This window comes from Streptomyces globisporus, assembly GCF_003501885.1.
Lineage (GTDB): Bacteria > Actinomycetota > Actinomycetes > Streptomycetales > Streptomycetaceae > Streptomyces > Streptomyces globisporus_D.
Genome location: NZ_QWFA01000023.1, coordinates 26,715 through 42,896, shown reverse-complemented (window position 1 = coordinate 42,896; position 16,182 = coordinate 26,715). Strand labels below are relative to the sequence as shown.

Annotated in this window: 14 protein-coding genes; 3 read left to right on the top strand and 11 right to left on the bottom strand. The window is 72.4% G+C overall.

Translation table 11 applies throughout. The features are described from left to right. Positions 1 to 28: 28 nt before the first annotated feature. Together D3105_RS06350 and D3105_RS06345 are read left to right on the top strand one after the other, a co-directional pair. The gene (locus D3105_RS06350; protein ID WP_118900797.1) at positions 29 to 1,267 is read left to right on the top strand and encodes a serine hydrolase domain-containing protein; all 1,239 of its coding nucleotides are present in this window, start codon (positions 29 to 31) and stop codon (positions 1,265 to 1,267) included. 136 nt (positions 1,268 to 1,403) lie between these two features. Beyond that, positions 1,404 to 1,805 carry a DUF4440 domain-containing protein gene (locus tag D3105_RS06345; protein ID WP_206272664.1) on the top strand — a complete coding sequence of 134 codons (402 nt, stop codon included), beginning with the start codon at positions 1,404 to 1,406 and terminating at the stop codon, positions 1,803 to 1,805. 42 nt (positions 1,806 to 1,847) lie between these two features. On the opposite strand, the gene D3105_RS06340 is transcribed toward D3105_RS06345, so the two are convergent. From D3105_RS06340 to D3105_RS06305, 8 genes are all read right to left on the bottom strand, one after another. Continuing rightward, a complete protein-coding gene (locus D3105_RS06340) occupies positions 1,848 to 2,456 on the bottom strand; it encodes a TetR/AcrR family transcriptional regulator (RefSeq protein WP_118900794.1) in 609 nt (202 codons plus the stop codon). Further along, entirely contained in the window at positions 2,444 to 3,178 is a 735-nt protein-coding gene (locus D3105_RS06335; RefSeq protein ID WP_118900792.1) for an enoyl-CoA hydratase family protein, read from the bottom strand. Before D3105_RS06335 ends, D3105_RS06340 begins: the two co-directional genes overlap by 13 nt. Next, the gene (locus D3105_RS06330) at positions 3,175 to 4,767 is read right to left on the bottom strand and encodes a 4-coumarate--CoA ligase family protein (protein ID WP_118900790.1); all 1,593 of its coding nucleotides are present in this window, start codon (positions 4,765 to 4,767) and stop codon (positions 3,175 to 3,177) included. The genes D3105_RS06335 and D3105_RS06330 overlap by 4 nt, the downstream gene beginning before the upstream one ends. Before the next feature lie 146 nt (positions 4,768 to 4,913). Then, positions 4,914 to 6,083 carry an acyl-CoA dehydrogenase family protein gene (locus tag D3105_RS06325; RefSeq protein WP_118900787.1) on the bottom strand — a complete coding sequence of 390 codons (1,170 nt, stop codon included), beginning with the start codon at positions 6,081 to 6,083 and terminating at the stop codon, positions 4,914 to 4,916. Continuing rightward, positions 6,080 to 8,092: a biotin carboxylase N-terminal domain-containing protein gene (locus D3105_RS06320; protein ID WP_206272663.1), complete on the bottom strand. Its 2,013-nt coding sequence runs from the start codon at positions 8,090 to 8,092 to the stop codon at positions 6,080 to 6,082. Before D3105_RS06320 ends, D3105_RS06325 begins: the two co-directional genes overlap by 4 nt. Before the next feature lie 7 nt (positions 8,093 to 8,099). Continuing rightward, on the bottom strand, positions 8,100 to 9,698 hold the full coding sequence (locus tag D3105_RS06315) for an acyl-CoA carboxylase subunit beta (RefSeq protein ID WP_118900783.1): 1,599 nt from the start codon (positions 9,696 to 9,698) through the stop codon (positions 8,100 to 8,102). Next, the gene (locus D3105_RS06310) at positions 9,695 to 11,431 is read right to left on the bottom strand and encodes an acyclic terpene utilization AtuA family protein (RefSeq protein WP_118900781.1); all 1,737 of its coding nucleotides are present in this window, start codon (positions 11,429 to 11,431) and stop codon (positions 9,695 to 9,697) included. The genes D3105_RS06315 and D3105_RS06310 overlap by 4 nt, the downstream gene beginning before the upstream one ends. After that, entirely contained in the window at positions 11,428 to 12,234 is an 807-nt protein-coding gene (locus D3105_RS06305) for a TIGR03084 family metal-binding protein (RefSeq protein WP_118900779.1), read from the bottom strand. The genes D3105_RS06310 and D3105_RS06305 overlap by 4 nt, the downstream gene beginning before the upstream one ends. A gap of 647 nt (positions 12,235 to 12,881) precedes the next feature. Here D3105_RS06305 and D3105_RS06300 point away from each other — a divergent pair. After that, positions 12,882 to 13,673 carry an AfsR/SARP family transcriptional regulator gene (locus D3105_RS06300; RefSeq protein WP_118900776.1) on the top strand — a complete coding sequence of 264 codons (792 nt, stop codon included), beginning with the start codon at positions 12,882 to 12,884 and terminating at the stop codon, positions 13,671 to 13,673. Positions 13,674 to 13,752: 79 nt separating this feature from the next. Here D3105_RS06300 and D3105_RS06295 read toward each other — a convergent pair whose 3' ends face one another. From D3105_RS06295 to D3105_RS06285, 3 genes are all read right to left on the bottom strand, one after another. Beyond that, complete coding sequence (locus tag D3105_RS06295; protein WP_118900774.1) at positions 13,753 to 14,634, bottom strand: ABC transporter permease subunit; 882 nt, start codon at positions 14,632 to 14,634, stop codon at positions 13,753 to 13,755. Further along, positions 14,631 to 15,584 carry an ABC transporter ATP-binding protein gene (locus D3105_RS06290; RefSeq protein WP_118900772.1) on the bottom strand — a complete coding sequence of 318 codons (954 nt, stop codon included), beginning with the start codon at positions 15,582 to 15,584 and terminating at the stop codon, positions 14,631 to 14,633. Before D3105_RS06290 ends, D3105_RS06295 begins: the two co-directional genes overlap by 4 nt. Positions 15,585 to 15,657: 73 nt before the next feature. Then, positions 15,658 to 16,161 (bottom strand): multidrug transporter, encoded by a 504-nt coding sequence (locus D3105_RS06285; protein ID WP_240646821.1) that lies wholly within the window; start codon positions 16,159 to 16,161, stop codon positions 15,658 to 15,660. Between the last annotated feature and the right edge of the window lie 21 nt (positions 16,162 to 16,182).

Here is a 16,182-nt window from a genome sequence, read left to right as displayed (position 1 = left end):
CCTCCCCCGCCTGGAAAGGCCTGCCGCCATGCGACGCCGCTCCCCCACCCGACGCCTCCTCGCCGCGACGCTGCTCGCGGCGTCCGTCCTGGCCCCGATGGCCGTGGCACCCGCCCCTGCGGTACACGCCGCGGGCTTCGACCAGCACAGCCGGCACGCGCACGGAGAGAACGGCGGGGACGACTGCCCGCCGGGCCGCCTCGATCCCGCGCTGACCGCCGAGCTGGACCGGACCATCGACGACGTCCGCGAGCAGGCCGGGATCCCCGGCGCCGTCGTCGGGCTGTGGATGCCGGGGAAGGGGAGTTACGTCCACACGAGCGGCGTCGCCGACACGGTCACCCGCGAGCCGATGCCGGCCGACACCCGGATCCGGATCGGCAGCGAGACCAAGACGTTCACCGTCACCGCGCTGCTCCAACTCGTCGACGACAAGCTCGTCAAGCTGGACGACCCGATCTCCCGCTACGTCTCCGGCGTGCGCAACGGCGACCGGATCACGTTGCGCCAGCTCGCCGGGATGCGCAGTGGTCTGTTCCCGTACACCGCCGACGCGGGGTTCGTGAACGACCTGCTGAGCGACCCGTACCGCTCCTTCACCCCGCGAGAAGTGCTCGCGTACGGCATGAAGCACAAGAACACCTTCAAGCCGGACGCGCAGTTCCAGTACTCCAACTCCAACCTCGTCCTGCTCGGTCTGGTGATCGAGAAGGTCACCGGTCAGCGCCTCGACCGCGTCATCCACGAACGGGTGCTCCGCCCCGCCGGGCTGCACAACACGCTCTTCCCGACCGGGGCCGAGTTCCCCGAGCCGCACGCCCACGGCTACACCGACCAGACGCTCAGCGGCGAGACCGAGGACTCCACGGACTGGAACCCCAGCTGGGCCTGGGCCGCCGGTGCGATGATCTCCGACCTGCACGACCTGCGCCGCTGGGCCAAGGTCGTCGCCACGGGGGAACTGCTGAGCCCCAGGACCCAGGCGCAGCGGCTCACGACCCGGCCGACCGGATTCCCGGGGCTCGGCTACGGCCTCGGCATCTTCGAGACCGGCGGCTGGATCGGGCACAACGGGTCCCTGCCGGGGTACGAGACCGTCACCGTCTACCTGCCCGCACAGAAGGCCACCCTGGTCATCATCATCAACACGGACTCGCTCAGCGGGGGCCAGGAGCCGTCCACGCTGCTCGCCCGTGCGGTGACACGGATCGCCACGCCGGAGAACGTGTACGACGGCAGCGCGACGCAGGGGCGTAACACTCCCTGAGTTCACGCACCCGAGGCGGCACCCTCCCGAGACCTGAGAGCCGGGGCCCGAGCTCCGGACACTCAACGCGCAGGGAAGGCCGGCCCCGGAGCCCAGGGGCGTGCGCGGCCCGGGCCCCTTCGGCGATCATGACCCGATGAGCCCGATCAGCCAGGAAACTGCCGACGTGAACGCGGCCATCGACGCCGAGCTCCAGCTGCTGGACCCCACGGTGCGTGCCTCGCGGTCGCTCGCCGCGCGCCTCCTCGACCCGGAGTTCGTCGAGGTCGGGGCCTCGGGGCGGCGGTGGACGTACGACGAGATGCTCGCCGCTCTCCCCGAGCTGGAGGGCGGGGGTGACGAAAGCGGGGGCGGGCCTCGGTTCGAGACGTCCGGGATGGGCGGGGTCCTCCTGGCCCCCGGGATCGTGCACCTCACGTACGAGACCGTCATCGACGGCCGCCGGGCCCGCCGCAGTTCGCTGTGGCGCAGGCGGGACGGGGAGACTGCCTGGCGGATGTACTACCACCAGGGGACGCCCGTCCCGGCCGGCGACTGACCGGCGCGGCGGCCGGGTGGTCTGAAAGGCCCCCGCGAAGGGTCAGCCCAGCCCCTCCTCCACCAGCGCCGCCCACTGCGCCACCACCCGCTCCCGGCGGGCCGTGTCGTCGGTGAGGAGGTTGGCGAGGCCGAGGCCGCGGGCCATGTCCAGGAGGCCCTGGACCGTCTCCCGGGTGCCGGGGCGGGACTCGTCCGCACCGAGGAGTTCCACCGCGATGCGGTGCGTCTCGCGGCCCACCCGCGCCTCCAGTTCCGTGACCCGCGGGCGGAGCTGGGCCTCGTTGGAGGCGGCCACACAGAGCTGGAGCGCCGCCCGGAACAGCGGGCCCGTGTAGAGGTCGACCAGGGCCGCGACCACCTCGGCGCGGCCCTGGACGGGGAGCGCGCGCAGGGCGGCGGAGCGTTCCTCGGCGACGTACTCCACCGCGCCGGTGAACAGGTCCTCGCGGGTCGGGAAGTGGTGCTGGGCCGCGCCGCGCGAGACGCCGGCCCGTTCGGCGACGACGGAGACGGTGGAGCCCGCCCAGCCGTGTTCGGCCAGGCAGGCCACCGCCGCCTCCAGGAGCCGTCGCCGCGTCGCCCGGCTGCGGTCCTGCTTGGGCGCGTGAGCGGCCCGCGAAGCAGAGGAGGAAGAGGTCACCGCACCCATGCCGGGTCCCGTCGTTCGAGGAAGGCCGTCATCCCCTCCCTCGCCTCGTCGGAGGCGAACAACGCGGCGGATCGGGCGATGAGGTCTTCGGCGTACTGGTCGAAGCTCCTCAGCACCGTAGCCGTGACCAGCTCCTTCGATGCGGCCAGCCCCTGGGGCGAGGCCCGGCGCAGACCGTCCAGGACCGGTACGAGGGCTTTGTCCACGTCCTCGGCGGCCAGCGTGACCAGCGAGATCCTCGCCGCCTCCGCCGCGTCGAACCGCTCGCCGGTGAGGTAGTAGCGGTTCGCCGCCGTGCGGTCCACCCGCGGGAGCAGCGTGAGGGAGATGACCGCCGGGGCCAGGCCCAGGCGGGACTCGGTGAGGGCGAAGGACGATCCCTCGCCCGCCACCGCGATGTCGCACGCCGCCAACAGCCCCAGGCCGCCCGCCCGGACATGCCCGGTCACCCGGGCCACCACCGGCTTCGGCAGCCCCACGATCTCCCGCATCAGGCCCACGAACGCCTCCGGGTCCGGCGGAGCCTTCAGATCCGCCCCGGCGCAGAACGTCGACCCCGTGTGGGCCAGCATCACCGCCCGTACGGTGTCGTCGCCCGCACAGTCCGCCAGGGCGTCGCGCAACTCCGCCACCAGCTGCGCCGACAGCGCGTTGCGGTTGGCCGGGGAGTCCAGCGTCAGGGTCGCGATGCCCCGGTCCCGGGATGTGGCGATCAGGGTCACTTCTCGTCGGTCCTCTCCGTCTTCTCGCGGTCGCGCAGCTCGCGCCGGAGGATCTTGCCGGAGGCTGCCCGGGGCACCGCCTCGATGAACTCGGCCCGGCGCACCTTCTTGTACGGGGAGACGCGCTCGGCGACGTACGCCATGACGTCCTCCGTCGTCAGCCCGCCCGCCCCCGGTCCCCGGACCAGGAACGCCTTCGGGACCTCGTTGCCCTCCGCGTCGTACACCCCGATCACCGCCGCGTCCGCGACCTCCTCGTGGGTGAGGAGCAGCGCCTCCAGCTCGGCGGGGGCCACCTGGTAGCCCTTGTACTTGATCAGCTCCTTCACCCGGTCGACGACGTACAGCCAGCCGTCCTCGTCCACCCGGCCGACATCGCCCGTGTGCACCCAGCCGTCCTCGTCGATCATCGCGGCCGTGGCGTCCGCGCGGCCCAGGTAGCCCTTCATCACCTGCGGGCCCCGGATCAGGATCTCGCCGTCCGCCCCCGGCTCCGCGTCCTTCGCCGGGTCCTCCAGCGACACGATCCGCATCTCGGTGCCCGGCAGCAGCTTGCCGACCGTGCCCGGCGGGGGCTGCTCGACGGAGAGCGGCACCACGTGCGTACCGGGCGACAGCTCCGTCATCCCGTACGCCTGCCGCACCGGCGGCACCCCCAGCCGGGCCGAACACGCCTCCGCCAGCTCGGCGTCCAGCGGGGCGGCCGCGCTGACGATGTACTGGAGCGACGACAGGTCGTACTCCCCCACCAGCGGGTGCTTCGCCAGCGCCAGCACGATCGGCGGAGCCACGTACAGCCCCGAGATGCGGTGCGTCTGGATGGCCTCCAGGAACTGCGCCAGATCGAAGCGGGGCAGCACGACGACCGTCGAGCCGCAGCGCAGGGGCACGTTCATCAGCGCCGTGAGGCCGTAGATGTGGAAGAAGGGGAGGACCGCCAGGATGCGGTCGCCCTCGCCCATGGGGATGAACGGTCGCAGCTGCTCCAGGTTGGTCGCGATCGACCGGTGCGTGAGCATCACGCCCTTGGGCGTGCCCGTCGTGCCGGAGCTGTACGGGAGGGCCGCCACGTCCTCGCCGGGGTCGATCGCGACCTCCGGTTCGGGGGCCGCGGAGGACAGCATGTCCAGGATGGAGGTGTGACCCTCCGCCTGGTCGCAGACGTAGATCTCCCGCACCCCGCCCGTCAGTTCGGCCGCGCGGCGAGCGGTGGCCAGGAGCGGGGAGACCGTGACGATCCACTTCGCCCCGCTGTCCGCGAGCTGCTTGGCGAACTCCTCGGGCGTGGCCAGCGGGTGGACCGTGGTGACCGAGGCTCCGGCCCGGGTGGCCCCGTAGAAGACGGCGGGGTAGGCGATGGTGTTCGGGCTGTGCAGGGCGAGGACGTCGCCCTTCCTGAGCCCCGCCTCGGCGAGCGCGGCGGCGATCCGCCGGTGGAAGCCGTCGAGTTGGGCGTACGTGAGGGACATGCCGTTCGTCCCGTCGATCAGGGCGACGGTGTCACCGAACCCGGCGGCCCCGCCGAGAACCGCGTCGTGGATGGGTGTGTCGAGGGCCGTTACGTCTGCGTACTCGCTGCGGAACACCATGGCGGTCCCCTGTCGTCGCGGTCGCCCGCGCCGCCCGGGTGGCGGCGCGGGACGCCGTGCGGGTGTGGAGTGTGGAGGGTCAGAATTACCCCTGTGGGGGAGGCAGGGGGAGGGGTCGGACGGGACCAGATCAAGGAGAACGGGGACTAGTACGACTTCGGCAGGCCCAGCGACTGGTGCGAGACGTAGTTCAGGATCATCTCCCGGCTGACCGGGGCTATCCGGGCCACCCGTGACGCGGTGATCAGGGACGCGAGGCCGTACTCCCGCGTCAGACCGTTGCCGCCGAGCGTGTGCACCGCCTGGTCGACGGCCTTCACACACGCCTCCCCGGCCGCGTACTTCGCCATGTTGGCCGCCTCTCCGGCCCCGATGTCGTCGCCCTCGTCGTACAGCCGGGCCGCCTTCTGCATCATCAGGCGCGACAGCTCCAGGTCGATGTGCGCGGTGGCGAGCGGGTGGGCGATGGCCTGGTGGGCGCCGATGGGGTCCTTCCAGACCTGGCGGGTACGGGCGTATTCGACGGCCCTCCCCAGAGCGAAACGGCCCATCCCGATGCCGAACGCCGCCGTCATGATCCGCTCGGGGTTGAGCCCGGCGAAGAGCTGGAGCAGGCCCGCGTCCTCGTCGCCGACCAAGGCGTCCGCCGGCAGCCGTACGTCGTCGAGGACCAGCTCGAACTGCTTCTCCGGGGCGTGGAGTTCCATGTCGATCTGATTCCGCCCGAAGCCGGGGGCCTCGCGCGGGACGATGAACAGACAGGGCTTCAGCTTCCCCGAGCGGGCATCCTCGGTCCGGCCGACGATCAGCGTGGCGTCGGCCATGTCGACACCGGAGACGAAGACCTTGCGGCCCGTGAGGACCCAGGCGTCGCCGTCTCGGCGGGCGGTGGTCGTGATGCGGTGGGAGTTCGATCCGGCGTCGGGCTCGGTGATGCCGAAGGCCATGGTGAGACTGCCGTCGGCGAGGCCCGGCAGCCATGTCCGCTTCTGCTCCTGCGTACCGAAGCGGGCGATGACCGTGCCGCAGATCGCGGGCGACACGATCATCATCAGGAGCGGCGATCCGGCCGCCCCCAACTCCTCCAGCACGATCGAGAGTTCGGCCATACCGCCGCCACCGCCGCCGTACTCCTCGGGGAGGTTCACCCCCAGGTAGCCGAGCTTGGCGGCCTCCGCCCACAGCTCGTCGGTGTGCCCGCCCTCGCGGATCACGGTGGTCATGTAGTCGCGCCCGTACCGCTTTCCGAGGGCGGCGACGGCTGCGCGCAGGGCCTGGTGCTCTTCGGTTTCGAGGGCGGTGCGTGCGGTGCTCATGCGGTCTCCTCCGGTACGGAAAGGGGTACGGGGGTGGCGGCCGGGTCCTCCTGGACCACGGCGAGCAGCGCGCCGACCTCGACCTGGTGGCCGGGCGCGGCGTGCAGGGCGGTGAGCGTGCCGGAGGCGGGCGCGAGGATGCGGTGTTCCATCTTCATCGCCTCCAGCCAGATCAGCGGCTGCCCGGCCTCGACGGTCGCCCCGGCGGCCAGGCCCTCAGCGAGGCGGACGACGGTCCCGGGCATCGGGGCGAGCAGGGAGCCGGGGGCGGTGTGCGTGGCGGGGTCGGTGAACCGGGGCAGGGCGGTGAACGTGTACGAGGCGTCGGCGGCGTCGACGTGGACCCGGTCGCCGTGCGTGGTGATGGCGAAGTGCCGTGTCACGCCGTTCACTTCGAGCGTCACGTGGTCGGGCTTCGCGGTCAGGACCCGGGTGCCGGGGGTCTCGTGCGGTACCGGTACAGCGGTGCGCGGGGTGCGGTAGGCGACCTCGTGTTCCGTGCCGTCGGGTTCGCTGCGGTAGCGCTTGCGCTGGGGCTGCGAGGGCACGTTGCGCCAGGCTCCGAAGCGGGCCGGGGCGGGGCCACCGGGGTGCGTGGGACGTACGGCTTCCGGACCCCGTACGGCTTCCGCCAGGGTCGCGGCGAGGGCGGCCGTGGCGGGGTCACCGGCTCCCGGGCCGGTCAGCTCCGCCAGGTGCCGGTCGTAGAACCCGGTGTCCAGGCGGGCCTCCGCGAAGTCCGGGTGGCGCAGCGAGCGTACGAGCAGGTCGCGGTTGGTGACCGGGCCGTGGATGCGGGCCCGCTCCAGCGCGCGGGCCAGCAGACGGACGGCCTCGGGGCGGGTCGGGGCGTGGGCGATCACCTTGGCGATCATCGGGTCGTAGTGCACGCCGATGGTGTCGCCGCCGGTGTATCCGGTGTCCAGGCGCAGGCCGGGGGCCTCCGGCAGTTCCAGGGTCAGCAGCGCGCCGGTCTGCGGCTGCCAGTCCTGTGCCGGGTCCTCGGCGTAGAGCCGGGCCTCCACCGCATGGCCGGTGGGCTGCGGGGGCTCGGGGGCCGGCAGCGGTTCACCCTCCGCCACCCGGAGTTGGAGGGCGACGAGGTCGAGCCCGAACACGGCTTCCGTCACCGGGTGTTCGACCTGGAGGCGGGTGTTCATCTCCAGGAAGTACGGGCGGCCCTCGGCGGAGACCAGGAACTCCACGGTGCCGGCGCCCCGGTAGTCGACCGCCCGGGCGGCGGCCACGGCCGCCTCGTGCAGCCGGTCGCGCAGGGCGTCGTCCAGGGCGGGCGCGGGGGCCTCCTCGATGACCTTCTGGTGGCGGCGCTGGAGCGAGCAGTCCCGGGTGCCGAGCGCCCACACGCTGCCGTGCGCGTCCGCCATCACCTGGACCTCGACGTGCCGGCCGCGCTCCACGTACGGCTCGGCGAACACCTCCCCGTCCCCGAAGGCGGAGGCGGCCTCGGCGGCGGCCGCCAGCAACTCACCTGGCAGGAAGTTGAGTTCGCGGACGACCCGCATCCCTCGTCCACCACCGCCCGCCGCCGCCTTCAGCAGCAGCGGCAGGTCGGCGGGGCCCGCCGTCGCCGGGTCCACCGGGGCCAGCAGCGGCACCCCCGCCCCCGCCATCAGCTCCTTGGCCCGGGTCTTGGAGGCCATCAGCTCGATCGCCTTCACCGGCGGGCCCACCCACACGAGCCCCGCGTCCTGCACGGTGGCGGCGAAGGCGGCGTTCTCGGAGAGGAAGCCGTAGCCGGGGTGCACGGCGTCCGCCCCCGCGGCCCGCGCGGCGGCCACGACGAGGTCGCCGCGCAGATAGGTGTCGGCGGGGGCCGCGCCCGGCAGCCGTACGGCGAGGTCCGCCTCCCGTACGTGCAGGGCGCCGGCGTCCGCGTCGGAGTACACGGCGACCGTGGTGATGCCCAGGTCGCGGCAGGTGCGGAAGATCCGGCAGGCGATCTCGCCCCGGTTGGCGACGAGCAGGGTATGGATCACGTCACTCCTCATGGGTGGGTCACATCCGGAAGACGCCGAAGCCGCCACGGGCGCCCTCGACCGGTGCGGTGTGGATCGCGGACAGGCACATCCCGAGGACGGTCCGGGTGTCGCGCGGGTCGATGACCCCGTCGTCGTACAGCCGCCCGGACAGGAACATCGGCAGCGACTCCGCCTCGATCTGCTGCTCCACCATGGCGCGCAGCCCGGCGTCCGCCTCGTCGTCGTACGGCTGCCCCTTCGCGGCGGCCGAGGCGCGGGCGACGATGGAGAGGACGCCCGCGAGCTGCTGCGGGCCCATGACGGCGGACTTGCTGCTGGGCCAGGCGAAGAGGAAGCGCGGGTCGTAGGCGCGGCCGCACATGCCGTAGTGGCCGGCCCCGTAGGACGCGCCCATCAGGACTGACAGATGCGGGACCTTCGAGTTCGCCACCGCGTTGATCATCATCGCGCCGTGCTTGATGATGCCGCCCTGCTCGTACTCCTTGCCGACCATGTAGCCGGTGGTGTTGTGGAGGAAGAGGAGCGGGATGTCGCGCTGGTTGGCGAGCTGGATGAACTGCGCGGCCTTCTGTGACTCCTCGCTGAACAGCACCCCCTGTGCGTTGGCGAGGACGCCGACGGGGTAGCCGTGGAGCCGCGCCCAGCCGGTGACCAGGCTCGGCCCGTACAGCGGCTTGAAGGTGTCGAAGTCCGAGCCGTCGACCAGGCGGGCGATGACCTCGCGAGGGTCGAACGGGGCCTTGAGGTCGCCCGGCACGATGCCGAGCAGTTCGTCCTCGTCGTACTTCGGCGGCTCGGCGGGGCCCGGATCGGCTGTCGCCTTCCGCCAGTTGAGGCGGGCGACGATGCGGCGGGCCTGGCGGATCGCGTCGTGCTCGTCCACGGCGAAGTGGTCGGCGAGTCCCGACGTACGGGCGTGCATCTCGGCTCCGCCGAGCGACTCGTCGTCGCTCTCCTCGCCGGTGGCCATCTTCACCAGGGGCGGGCCGCCGAGGAAGACCTTGGACTGCTCCTTGATCATCACGGTGTGGTCGGACATGCCGGGGACGTACGCGCCTCCGGCGGTCGAGTTGCCGAACACGACGGCCACGGTGGGGATTCCGGCGGCGGAGAGCCGGGTGAGGTCCCGGAAGAGCGCCCCGCCGGGGATGAAGATCTCCTTCTGCGACGGCAGGTCCGCCCCGCCCGACTCCACCAGGCTGATGACGGGGAGCCGGTTGGCGAAGGCGATCTCGTTGGCGCGCAGGGCCTTCTTCAGCGTCCAGGGGTTCGACGCCCCGCCGCGTACGGTCGGGTCGTTGGCGGTGATCAGGCATTCGACGCCCTCGACCACCCCGATCCCGGTGACGAGCGAGGCCCCGACGGCGTAGTCGCTGCCCCAGGCGGCGAGTGGCGACAGCTCCAGGAACGGGGTGTCGGGGTCGACGAGCAGCTCGATCCGCTCCCGGGCCGGGAGCTTGCCGCGCTTGCGGTGCCGGGTCACGTACTTCTCGCCGCCGCCCGCGAGGGCCTTGGCGTGCTCGGTCTCCAACTCGGCGAGCTTCTCGACCATGGTGGCCCGATTCGCGGCGTACTCGGGGCTGTTGGTTTCGAGTGCGGTGGGCAGGACGGTCATGCGGTCACCTCCGGGAGGGGGACGTCCGCCGGCAGGGAGACGGGGATGGGCAGCCACCGGGACCTCAGCCACTCCCCCAGCGCCTTGGCCTGCGGGTCGAACCGGGCCTGGGCGGCGACGCCTTCGCCCAGGAGGCCGTGGACGGTGAAGTTCAGGGCGCGGAGGTTGGGCAGGACATGACGGACGACGGCCAAGTCAGCGGTCTCCGGTAGCAGTTCCTTGAACCGCTCGACGCTCAGCTCGTGCGCCAGCCACCGCCAGGCGTCGTCGTCGCGTACCCAGACGCCCACGTTGGCGTCGCCGCCCTTGTCGCCGCTGCGCGCGCCGGCGATCAGACCGAGGGGGGCGCTGCGGGTGGGGCCGGAGGGGTACGGGTCGGGGAGCGGCGGCTCATCGACGTCGGCCACATCCTGGGTGAGGAGAGCCGGTTCGATCACCTCCCGGGCCCCGTCCGGCAGCACGGCGATGTGCTCGACCTCCGCCGCCGGTACGGGCCGGGCCTCGAACACCCCGTAGGGCGCGCCCTTTCCGGGCGGGGCGGTGACGTGGAAGCCCGGGTAGCTGCCGAGGGCCAGCTCGATGGCGGCCCCGGAGACGGTGCGGCTGACCGCATCGGCGTCCTGGTCGCGGACGACGAGCCGGAGCAGGGCGCTGGCCCGTTCCTCGGTGTCGGCGTCGGCGTGGTCGGTACGGGCCAGCTCCCAGCGCACCTCGGCGGGCGGGCGGGCGCCGCCCCGCTGCAGGGCGTCGGCGAACTGGTCCTTCACCAGCGCCGCCTTGGCCTCGATGTCAAGTCCGGTGAGGACGAAGACGACCTCGTTGCGCCAGCCGCCGAGCCGGGTCAGCCCGGCCTTGAGGGTGGGCGGCGGTGCCTCGCCGCGTACGCCGTCGATCCGGACCCGGTCCGGGCCGTCGGGCAGGAGCCGCACGGTGTCGAGGCGGGCGGTGACGTCGGGGCCCGCGTACCGGGCTCCGCCGGTCTCGTACAGGAGTTGGGCCGTGACGGTGGAGAGGTCGACGACCCCGCCCGTACCGTCGTGCTTGGTGATGACGGACGAGCCGTCGGCGTGGATCTCGGCGAGCGGGAAGCCGGGGCGGCGGAGGCGGGCGGGGTCGTGCTCGCCGAAGAAGGCGTGGTTCCCGCCGGTCGCCTGCGTACCGCACTCCAGGACGTGCCCGGCGACCACGGCCCCCGCCAGCGCGTCCAGATCGTCCGGGCCCCAGCCGAAGTGGGCGGCGGCGGGCCCGGTGACCAGCGCCGCGTCGGTGACCCGGCCGGTGACGACGACATCGGCGCCTGCCCGCAGACAGGCGGCGATCCCGGAGCCGCCGAGGTAGGCGTTGGCGGTGAGGAACCCGTCCGGGACGGGCAGGCTGTCCCCCTCGACGTGCGCGACGGTGACGGGCACGCCGACCTTGTCCGCCAACTGCCGCACCGCGTGGGCGAGTCCGGCCGGGTTGAGGCCGCCCGCGTTGGCGACGATCCTCACCCCGCGCTCGTGGGCGAGGCCGAGCCCTTCCTCCAACTGACGGAGGAAGGTGGTGGCGTAGCCCTTCTGCGGATCCTTGAGGCGGCTGCGGCCGAGGATGAGCATGGTCAGCTCGGCCAGATAGTCACCGGTGAGGACGTCGAGGGGGCCGCCGGTGAGCATCTCGCGCAGGGCGTCGAAGCGGTCACCGTAGAAGCCGGATGCGTTGCCGATGCGGAGGACGGGGGTGGGGGCGGCGTTCACCGGTGGCCGCCCCGTTCCGCGCGCGGCAGCCGGCCCGGCCCCGGCGGGCCGGCGAAGGCCTGGGCGATGGAGAGCCACTGGTCGGCCTGGCGGCCCTCGGCGGTGACCGCGAGGTCGGAGCGGTGGGCGCGCTGGGTGACCAGGAGGCAGAAGTCGAGGAGCGGGCCGGTGATCCGCTGGGCGGCGCCCTCGGGCCCGTACGCGATCATCTCGCCGTCCGGCGCGTGGAGTTCGACGCGGAACTCCTCCTCGGGCGCGGTGATCCCGCGTACCGCGTAGGCGTAGTTCCGGGCCCGTACGCCGATCCGCGCCACATGCCGGAGCCGGGCGGTCGGGGTCCGGGTCACGCCCAGGGCGTCGGCGATGTCCTGCCCGTGGGCCCAGGTCTCCATGAGCCGGGCGGTCGCCATGGACGCGACGCTCATGGGCGGCCCGTACCAGGGGATCCGGGTGCCGGCCGGGGCGTCGCGGAGGACCCTGTCGAGCCGCGCCCGGCCCTCGCGCCAGCGGGCGAGCAGGGCGTCCGGGGCGTGGGCGGCGACGAGGGCCTCGGTCGCCTCGTCGACGAATGCCTCGGGGGCGGCCAGGGCCTTGGCGACCTCGTCGCCGAACCGGTCGGGCTCGGTGGCGGCCAGGAGGGCGACCTCGTCGGTCCAGCTGAGATGGGCGATCTGATGGGCGACGGTCCACCGGTCGGCGGGCGTCGGGCCGCGCCAGCGCCGGTCGTCCAACTCCCGCACAAGTGCGTCGAGTTCGTCGCTCTCTTCGCGCAGATCGTCGATCACGGCTACGACAGCGGACACGTGCGCTCCCCTCGGGACCGGGTGTGGTGCCCAGGAGCATGGCAGCGCGCCAGGAAACAATCAAGCACGCTTGCATGATTTTCTGCTCGGAAGACCCCTCGCGGACAGGGAACGGATCGGCGGATCGGTCGCGTCTCTTCCCCGAGGGAAACGGCGGACCTTACCTCCCAGTAGAACGGATCGGAAGCTTCCTGATCGAAAGATTCAGGTCAATCACACCCAGCCGCTAGCCGGATCACATTCCCTCTGACAGCGTGAGCCACGTTCCAACGGGGGAACGACTGAGGAACATTTGTGTGCGTTCCCCCCTGCCCTGACCAAGCAGGAGACGCCATGACGCACTTGCGCAGAATCTCTCCGGACTCCGCACGAAGGGTCCCTCCCACCGCTCCGCCCGGCGACGGGAACCGGACAGCCGAGCTGTTTCGGCCCGTCTTCGGCGCGCCCCTCACGCCGGACCAGGGGAAGGGCACCTGTTGATCCACAGCGCACGAGCCGGTCTTCCCGACGGCTCCGTCCCCCCCACCGCTGGAAGCGAACCAGGGCACGCCTCCCTCCCCACCCGGGCGACACCGCACGACGGCCCCGACCAGCCACCCGCTCCCTGCTTCGGCATCCTCGGGCAGCTCTCGGTCCGGGGCAGGACCATGTCCGTCACCTCACCGGTCCGGCGGGCCGTCCTCACCGCGTGCCTGCTCCGGTTCGGACGGCCCATCGGCATCACGGAGTTCAGCGAGATCCTCTGGGACAACCCGCCCGTATCGGCCACGGCGAACCTCCGCAGCCATGTGACGGGGTTACGGAGGGACCTCGACGAGGTCGAACCGGGGCTCGGCGAGCGGGTGAGGACCTACCGGGGCGGCCAGTGCGGATACGGACTGGAGATCACCGCCGAGGAATTCGACCTTCCCCGGTTCACCTCAGCCGTCGAGCGTGGCCGGAAATCGCTGACGAACGGATCCCACGAGTCGGCGGTCGACGCCCTGGAGCTGGCCGTGGGACTGTGGAGCGGGCCCTTCGGGCAGGATCTTCCGCCCACGCGGTGGTTCAGTTCCCACACGGCGGGGCTCAACAACCTCCGGCTGGACGCCTATCAGGACCTCTTCACCGCGTCCGTCCTCGCCGGCCGCACCAGCATGCTGTCCTACCGCATAGAGAGTCTGATCGCCGAGGCCCCCTACCGGCAGCACCTGTGGGAGCTGCTCGCCGCCGTGCACTGCCTGCACGGTGACACCGCCAGCACGCTGTCGGCGGTCAGGCGCTGCCAGAACCTGTTCGCGGAGGACCTGGGGCTCGACCTGCCTCCGGGGATCGAGGCCATGCGGACCGCGGCGCTCAACTGGGACCGCGAGGAGGCCATGCGGCTCGTCGCCTCCCGGACCCGGGCATCCGCGGAGGGGTGCCGGTGCCGAAGACCTCCGCCCCCTTCCTCACACTGATGCGGAGGCCGTGACCTGGGTCCGGTGGAAGGCCACCGGACCCAGGTCACGTCGCGGGTCCGGCGGCAGGCCACCGGACTCAGGTCACGTCGCGCCGGAGCAGGAGCAGCGTTCCCGTGAGGCCGCCGATCAGGCTGTAGGCGAGGAGCACGACGGCTCCGGTCCAGGCGGCGGGAGCCCCGGCGAAGAGCTCACCCGGCGTCGTCATGATCTGGGACGCGACGCCCGGCAGCAGCACCTGGGCCTGGAGCACCCAGTCCTCCTCGATGAGGAGGTCGTGGACCGCCTGGAAGGCGAAGGCGACGACGACCGTGGACAGGAAGTACAGCGCGGCCGCTGTGACGGTGGCGGCGGTCTGGCTGCGGATGAGCACGCCCAGGCCGAAGCCGAAGACGCCCCACACCATGTAGGCGGCCAGGTTCAGCAGGACCGCGCCGAGCACGTCCCCGCTCCCCAGCCCGAGAGCGGCGTCCTGGGAGGACAGGAAGACCACGCCGACGACGAGGCCGGCCGAGGTCGCCGCCAGCCAGAGCCCGGCCGAGGTGATGAGCACGGCGACGAGCTTGGCCGTGATGACGCGGCCCCGGCGGGGCGCCGCGAGGAACGTGGCCGTCAGGGTCCGGTAGTGGTACTCGTTCGTCACCAGGAGGACGGCCAGCACACCGGCCAGCAGCAGGCCGAAGGTCTGCCCCGAGGTGTAGAGCGTGGCGGCGATGCGCCCCGGGGATCCCTGCGTCTCCCAGAGGTCGCGCATCGAGGCGACCTGTTCGGCCGACATGTCCTCGCGGGGAGTCAGGACCGCGCCCGCCAGATAGTCCTCGAACGGCTGCATGAAGGTATGGGCCTGCCAGCTGTTCCATACCGCCAGGAGCAACGCGACGGCGGCCATCGCCAGGCCGGCGATCCACCAGGTGGGCAGCGTGCGGAGCTTGAGCAGCTCGCTGTTGACGAGAGCCTTCACCGGATCTCCGCCTTTCCCTGCGTGAGCCGCAGGAACGCCTGTTCAAGATCGGGCGCGTCCTCGGCCAGTTCGTACAGTTCCCCGCCGTGGGCGGCCGCGAGTGCGGCCACCGCCCCCGTCCCGAGACCGCCGACGAACAGCAGTCCGTCCTCGGCGGGCGGGTCCGCCACGGTCGCCCCCGCCGCCACGAGCGCCGCCGCCAGTTCCGCCGGCCGGGCGCAGCGGACCCGTACCCGGGACTCGCCCCGGACCCGCGCGGCGATCTCGCGGCTCGGCCCCTCGGCGACCAGCCGGCCCTGGCTGATGATCACGAGATCATCGGCGGTCTGCTCGATCTCGGAGATGAGGTGGCTGGAAACGAGCACCGTGCGGCCTTCGGCAGCCAGCTTCCTCAGGAGGGAACGCATCCAGGCGATCCCCTCGGGGTCAAGCCCGTTGGAGGGTTCGTCCAGGATGAGGACGGGCGGGTCGCCGAGCAGCGCCTGGGCGAGGTTGAGGCGTTGCCGCATGCCGAGCGAGTACTCCTCGTAGCGTCGCCCGCCCGCCCTGGCCAGTCCGACGTGGTCGAGCACCTCGTCGGCGCGACGGGCCGGCAGACCCGTCGCCGCGCACTGCACGCGCAGATGGTCACGGCCCGTCCGCCTGCGGTGCGTGCCGGACTCGTCGAGCATCGCCCCGACGGTTCTGAGCGGTTGTTCCAGGTCCCGGTAGAGCTGTCCGTCGATGGTCGCGGTCCCGGAGGTCGGGGCGGACAGACCGAGGAGCATCCGGAGCGTCGTCGTCTTGCCCGCCCCGTTCGGGCCGAGGAAGCCGGTGACGCGTCCGGGGCCGACCGTAAAGGACAGGTCCTCCACGGCGCTTCTGTCGCGGTACCGCTTCGACAGGCCGCGGAACTCCAGGGTCCGCCCGCCGGCCGGGGCCGGCGCGTCCTTCACTTCCGGAGAGGTCATGAGCTCTGCTTCCTTACCTTCGCGCGGCTGCCGTGCCGGGCGTCCCGGGGCACGGCCGTGGGGGCCGCTGGAATTACGTGGCGCGGTGGACGCGCAGGTCCTCCGCCAGGTGCGAGCTGCGCAGCCGCCGGGTGCGCAGCAGGCGGCGCCAGTCCGCCCGGGTGTCGTGCATCAGCTGCCGGTGGAAGTAGTTGACGTACTCCGCCAGGGCCAGGCCGTACAGCGCCAGGCCGGCGGCCCACTCGGACGCCGGCCGGTCCGGCACGGCCGCGGCGACGGCCACGAGTCCGGCCGCCAGGGCGGCCGCGCACAGCGGCCGGAGCGCACGGAACAGTCCGAGCAAGGGCGGCCGCCTTGCGGCGGTGCGCAGTTGGCGGAGTTTCAGCGCCCAGTACGCGGCCCCGATCAGCAGGAGTACGGCGACCAGGGCGAAGCCGACCGTGTTGGCCGTGCTGAACGGTGCTCCGATGGCCACGAAGACGGCCCAGCCGATCAGGGCGATGTTCAGCACTTCCAGCACGGCCAGGGTCCGCAACCGGCCGAGGAGCGCTGTCCGGGGGCGTGTCGTAGGGGTCACGCCACCAGCATCGCGCACCCC

What these genes read in the sequence shown, in the direction of transcription:
- D3105_RS06345 (WP_206272664.1), top strand. Translation starts at nt 1,404, where the DNA reads ATGAGCCCGATCAGCCAGGAAACTGCCGACGTGAACGCGGCCATCGAC.
- D3105_RS06300 (WP_118900776.1), top strand. Translation starts at nt 12,882, where the DNA reads ATGTCCGTCACCTCACCGGTCCGGCGGGCCGTCCTCACCGCGTGCCTG.
- D3105_RS06290 (WP_118900772.1), bottom strand. Translation starts at nt 15,584, where the DNA reads ATGACCTCTCCGGAAGTGAAGGACGCGCCGGCCCCGGCCGGCGGGCGG.
- D3105_RS06340 (WP_118900794.1), bottom strand. Translation starts at nt 2,456, where the DNA reads ATGGGTGCGGTGACCTCTTCCTCCTCTGCTTCGCGGGCCGCTCACGCG.
- D3105_RS06325 (WP_118900787.1), bottom strand. Translation starts at nt 6,083, where the DNA reads ATGAGCACCGCACGCACCGCCCTCGAAACCGAAGAGCACCAGGCCCTG.
- D3105_RS06320 (WP_206272663.1), bottom strand. Translation starts at nt 8,092, where the DNA reads ATGAGGAGTGACGTGATCCATACCCTGCTCGTCGCCAACCGGGGCGAG.
- D3105_RS06350 (WP_118900797.1), top strand. Translation starts at nt 29, where the DNA reads ATGCGACGCCGCTCCCCCACCCGACGCCTCCTCGCCGCGACGCTGCTC.
- D3105_RS06330 (WP_118900790.1), bottom strand. Translation starts at nt 4,767, where the DNA reads ATGGTGTTCCGCAGCGAGTACGCAGACGTAACGGCCCTCGACACACCC.
- D3105_RS06315 (WP_118900783.1), bottom strand. Translation starts at nt 9,698, where the DNA reads ATGACCGTCCTGCCCACCGCACTCGAAACCAACAGCCCCGAGTACGCC.